Here is a 4,294-nt window from a genome sequence, read left to right as displayed (position 1 = left end):
TGAGTGCACTAAAAACATAGGCTATTTTAATTAGCCTATGTTTTCAGACAACTCATAAAAAACTAAATTCTTAAATAGCCCCTATAAAATAAAAATCCTGTTATTGCGATTCTGAAATTCTAATTTGAGAAACTGCTTTTGCTCGCAATGACAGATTGGAATGATAGCGGAAACGTAATACCATTTAAAGTTTAAATTTACTGGGATAAAAAAACATACAGTTTGTCATTCCGAGGAACGAGGAATCTCATCAAGTTATTCAAATTATGAGATTCCTCGTTCCTCGGAATGACAACATCCTTAATAAATATTCCAGTGTTTTTAAAGCTAAATTGGTATCAATATAAAAAAAGCATTTTCATCAAAAAAAACTTAAAACAGACACAATTTCTAACCATGATTTTAAGCAAACTATTTTAAGTAAAAAAATAATTTTCAAAAAAATGTAACTCACTGAAAAGCAAAGAAAAAGAATTTTTACTTTCCTATTTGCATTTAAAATAAATAATCGTACTTTTGCACTCCCTTTATTGGGGATGGAATGTTTAATTAAAATAATATTATGGACGCATTAAGCTACAAGACACAATCAGCAAGCAAAGCCACTATCACAAAAGAGTGGATTGTTGTAGATGCTGATGGTCATAACTTAGGTCGTCTTGCATCAAAGGTCGCTATGATTCTTAGAGGTAAGTACAAGCCAAGTTACACACCACACGTGGACTGCGGAGATAACGTAATCGTTATCAACTCAGAAAAAATCAACCTTACAGGTAACAAAATGGACGAGAAGACTTACATCCGTCACACAGGTTATCCAGGAGGACAAAGAAGTTTGACTGCAAAAGTTTTGCAATCAAAAAACCCTGCTCTTTTAGTAGAAAAAGCAGTAAAAGGAATGTTACCTAAAAACAAATTAGGAGCTGAGCTTTTTAGAAATTTAAATGTTGTTGTAGGATCAGAGCACAAACAAGGCGCTCAGAAACCTAAAACAGTTAACCTAAACGATCTTAAGTAATGGCAGCAATTCACAAAATCGGTAGAAGAAAATGTGCAGTTGCACGTGTTTACGTATCGGAAGGAACAGGAGTAATCACTGTTAACAAAAAAGCGTTTGCAACTTATTTCCCAACAGCTACTTTACAGTACAAAGTTTTACAACCAATGTCTATGACAGAAAATGTAACTAACTATGACGTAAAAGTAAATGTTTACGGAGGCGGAAGCACAGGACAAGCAGAAGCAGTAAGAATGGCTTTAGCAAGAGTAATGTGTGAAGTTGGAGAAGGAAACAGAGCAATCTTAAAACCAGAAGGATTACTAACGAGAGACCCAAGAATGGTTGAACGTAAAAAATTCGGTCAGAAGAAAGCCCGTAAGAGATTCCAATTCTCTAAACGTTAATATTTTTTTATTAAAAACTAAGTTATTGTTGCTCTTCCTGTCGAGGCAGGAAACTAGTTTAGCATCTAAATATGTCGAAAGCCTTAAAGCCGAAAGCCTTAAAGTCTTATCAAAGACCTATTGCTAATTCAACAGAACGTAAACTATTACAAAATGGCAAATAAAATAGAAGTTAAAGACTTACTAGAAGCAGGTGTACACTTCGGACACATGACTAGAAAATGGGATCCAAACATGGCTCCTTACATCTATATGGAGCGTAATGGAATTCACATTATCAATCTATATAAAACTGCAGCAAAAATTGAAGAAGCTAATGAAGCTCTGAAAAAAATCGCTGCATCAGGTAGAAAAATACTTTTCGTAGCTACCAAAAAACAAGCTAAAGACATCGTAGCCGAAAAAGCTGCTGCTGCAAACATGCCGTACATCACAGAAAGATGGCCTGGCGGAATGTTAACAAACTTTGTTACAATTCGTAAAGCTGTTAAGAAGATGTCAACTATCGACCGCATGAAAAAAGACGGTACTTTTATGACATTGTCTAAAAAAGAACGTTTGCAAGTGGATCGTTTGCGTGCAAAATTAGAGAAAAACTTAGGTTCTATCTCTGACATGTCAAGATTGCCTGCTGCATTATTTGTAGTAGATATCAAAGCTGAACACATCGCAATTAAAGAAGCTCAAAAATTAAACATTCCAGTTTTCGCAATGGTAGATACTAACTCTGATCCACGTCTTGTTGAGTATGTTATCCCTGCAAATGATGATGCTTCTAAATCAATCGATAAAATTTTAACTTTAGTAACTGAAGCTATTATTGATGGTCTTGCAAACAGAACATCTGATAAAGAAGCTGACACTACTACAGAAGAAGTTGCTCAAGAAGAAGTAACAGATACAAAAGCTGACGAAAAAGCAATTGTAGCTGAAGCTGCTAAAACAAAAGAGTAATTATCTAATTACGGATTGCGAATTACGAATTACGAATTTTTTAACTTAATTTGTAATTCGTATTCGTAATTTTTTTTTATAACCCAATTAAAATAATAAATATGGCAACTATCACTGCTGCAGACGTAAATAAATTGAGAACCATCACCGGAGCCGGAATGATGGATTGTAAAAAAGCTTTAGTAGAATCAGATGGAGATTTTGATTTAGCAATCGAAAATTTACGTAAAAAAGGACAAAAAGTAGCTGCAAACCGTTCAGATAGAGAATCTACTGAAGGTGCCGCAATCGCTGTTGTAAACGCTGATAATACTGTTGGAGTTGTAATCACATTAAACTGTGAAACTGACTTCGTAGGAATGAACGAAAACTTCGTTAAAATGGCTGTTGAAATGGCTAACCTTGCCTTAAACTTTAACAATAAAGAAGAATTTTTAGCTTCTGATTTTAATGGTATTACTATTGCTGATAAACTAATCGAGCAAACAGGAGTTATCGGAGAAAAATTAGAAATTAGAACTTTCGAAAAATTAGAAGGTGCTTTCGTTGGATCTTACATTCACTCGGGAAATAAAATTGCTACTTTAACAGCCTTTTCTGCAAAAGCAGATGGTATTGAAGAAGCAGCAAGAAACGTAGCAATGCAAGCTGCTGCAATGAACCCAATCGCTCTAAACGAAGAAGGTGTAGACGCGGATACAATTGCTAAAGAAATAGAAATAGCTAAAGATATGCTTCGCGCTGAAGGAAAACCAGAAGCAATGATCGAAAATATTGCAAAAGGTAAATTGGGTCGTTTCTTTAAAGACAACACCTTAGTTAACCAAGATTATATTAAAGACAGCTCAATGAGTGTTGCTAATTATGTTAAATCTATCGATGCTAACTTAATTGTAACAGGCTTCAAAAGAGCAGCTTTAGGTTAATTTTATTTTAAACTTAAATATAAAATCCCATTTCATTTAGTTGAAATGGGATTTTTTTATGCGTAAAATTTAACGAAAAAATCATAATTTATTAAAAACAATGATAATTATCATGTTTTACATTAAACTATAATTGTTATTTACATCAAATTTCAAACTAGATTATGGGTAATAATAACTCGAACGTGACGCCAATAAACAAAGAAGCAAATTGGGATAAAAGCAAAACAATTATAAGCAGAACTGATAAATACGGGACAATTGTTTCAGTAAACAAAGCATTTGTAGAAACATCTGGATATACTGAAAAGGAATTGGTCTCGAAATCACATAATATTATTAGACATCCAGATATGCCGAAATGCATATTTAAAATTCTTTGGAATAACTTAAAAAACGGAGAAAATTTTTTCGGAATAGTAAAAAACCTTACTAAAAACGGTGAGTATTATTGGGTACTTACTGATTTTGATATTATTAAAGATAAAAAGGGAGTCATAGTAAATTATGAAGCAAAAAGAATAGCTATACCGCAAGAAATAATCACCACCGAAATAGAACCTTTATACGGCAGAATAGCAAAATTAGAAGCATTTTATGGTGAAAATGGAGGCGAAAACTATTTAAATGGGTTTTTAGAAAAAGAAAACAAAAGTTATGTCGAGTATATTCGTTTTCTTATAGATAAATACGGTGTTGTAAATGACTATACAGAAGTTTCTTTAAATAACGAAGAAGATAACAGGGGTTTTTTGCGAAAATTATTTAGCAAGACAAATAAAAACTAAGATTTTGTGACACTATCCTAAAAAGTGTGTAAGTTTAAAAATATAGGGGTTTAACTTTTTTTTTAAATTGTTATGTTAATTCTTTTTTTTATATCTCTATGTGTTTTAAAATAATGATTGCTTAGCAATTATACCGAACGGGTTAAGGCTAATGTTATGATTACTTTTTTTATAATGTTGCTGTTAACTTTAAGGTCTTTTTAAAAATAAAAATCAAACAGG

5 protein-coding genes are annotated in these 4,294 nt (G+C 32.6%); all 5 read left to right on the top strand.

The genetic code is table 11. From position 1 onward, the window contains the following. Positions 1 to 562: 562 nt before the first annotated feature. Positions 563 to 1,018 carry a 50S ribosomal protein L13 gene (rplM, locus tag B0A57_RS11385; protein WP_011962625.1) on the top strand — a complete coding sequence of 152 codons (456 nt, stop codon included), beginning with the start codon at positions 563 to 565 and terminating at the stop codon, positions 1,016 to 1,018. Beyond that, the gene (gene rpsI, locus B0A57_RS11380; RefSeq protein ID WP_011962624.1) at positions 1,018 to 1,404 is read left to right on the top strand and encodes a 30S ribosomal protein S9; all 387 of its coding nucleotides are present in this window, start codon (positions 1,018 to 1,020) and stop codon (positions 1,402 to 1,404) included. Before rplM ends, rpsI begins: the two co-directional genes overlap by 1 nt. A 153-nt stretch (positions 1,405 to 1,557) precedes the next feature. Beyond that, entirely contained in the window at positions 1,558 to 2,358 is an 801-nt protein-coding gene (gene rpsB, locus B0A57_RS11375; protein ID WP_011962623.1) for a 30S ribosomal protein S2, read from the top strand. Positions 2,359 to 2,459: 101 nt separating this feature from the next. After that, the gene (gene tsf, locus B0A57_RS11370; protein ID WP_011962622.1) at positions 2,460 to 3,284 is read left to right on the top strand and encodes a translation elongation factor Ts; all 825 of its coding nucleotides are present in this window, start codon (positions 2,460 to 2,462) and stop codon (positions 3,282 to 3,284) included. Positions 3,285 to 3,448: 164 nt separating this feature from the next. Next, positions 3,449 to 4,072, top strand: coding sequence for a PAS domain-containing protein (locus B0A57_RS11365; RefSeq protein ID WP_011962621.1), 624 nt, complete (start codon positions 3,449 to 3,451; stop codon positions 4,070 to 4,072). Positions 4,073 to 4,294: the final 222 nt, after the last annotated feature.

The sequence above is a fragment of the Flavobacterium psychrophilum DSM 3660 = ATCC 49418 genome, assembly GCF_002217405.1.
GTDB classification, from domain to species: Bacteria; Bacteroidota; Bacteroidia; order Flavobacteriales; family Flavobacteriaceae; genus Flavobacterium; species Flavobacterium psychrophilum.
This window is presented reverse-complemented; position numbering and strand designations above follow the sequence as displayed.